This is a genomic window from Neisseria sp. P0009.S007 (assembly GCF_051962515.1).
The window spans coordinates 1-1038 of the sequence record NZ_JBQCVF010000513.1; the positions used below are offsets into that span (position 1 = coordinate 1).

The 1038-nt window shown below is 47.5% G+C and carries 1 protein-coding gene; it reads right to left on the bottom strand.

Annotated features, from left to right (window positions below; genetic code table 11):
- The coding region (locus tag ACTHS3_RS14435) for an AsmA family protein (RefSeq protein ID WP_440368298.1) at positions 1 to 902 on the bottom strand (902 nt) is incomplete at its 3' end.
- Between the last annotated feature and the right edge of the window lie 136 nt (positions 903 to 1038).

Consider the following 1038-nt stretch of genomic DNA (forward strand, 5'->3'; position numbering starts at 1 on the left):
TTGAATGAACCGTCCCATTGGTTGTTTTCACTGCCGGCGGTCAATGCGCCGTTGAGTGTGTTGAGGTGCAAATAGCCATTTTTGAATTGCAAGAGGGGAGAACGTGCATTGATATGCAAGTTTTGATAGTCGCTTTCGGCTTGCAGGTTGAAGTCGCGGAAAAGGGCAGTTTGGTTTTGCCAATTAAGGCTGCCTGCGATTTGGGCATCCAGCTTGTTTTTGAGCAATACGGTTTGCAGGTTCAATTTGAGGGCGGGAACGCTCCAGCCGGCATCATCTTGTACAAGATAGCCTGCGCCTTGCCAACTGATGGGGTTGCCGATGTTTTGCAGTGTGCCGCTGATATCGAATGGACGGCCGTCTGAATCGGCTCTACGCAGGGAAAATTGCAGATCGTTTAAGGCAATATCTTGCTCTTTATTGTGATAGCGGATGTTGCCGCTATTGATGATGACGCGGTTGAGCTGGAAGCTTTCTTTAGATGTATGGTTTTGTTGCAGGCAGGCAGGCAGGTGGTTTTTGGGACCCAGCGTCAGAGAAGGATTGGAAAGAATCCATTTTTCAAGAACGGGGGCGTCTGACCATAGGCTGCTCCAGCCAAAGCCCATTTTAGACTCGGCAATATTCAGCGTTGGCGTATCAGGTTCGGAAGAGGAAAGGCTGAGATCTTTTAAAATAAGCGTAGGGCGCGGCAGCCATTTTCTGCTGATATTGGCATTGTATTTAACTTGGCAGCCATGGGCGGAAAAGTTTTTTTGTATGAACGCGTCGATGTTTTCTGTGTTGAATATGCGGAACATTAAGGCACTCAATACCGCCGCGAGGCATAAAAGCGCGGTAATGCCGAAAACTAGGGTTTTCAGCCAAAATTTTCCTGAGTGCAACATGGAATGAACAGACAATTCAGATTCTCGCTTTGATGGGAGCTTTTAGGAGTAATTGGAAGTTTAAGCCTTGCTGTTTAAGCGTGTGGAAGTATAACACAGAGCGTGGGCCTGTGTTTCAGACGGCATCGGTATGTTAATAAAAAACACCGCC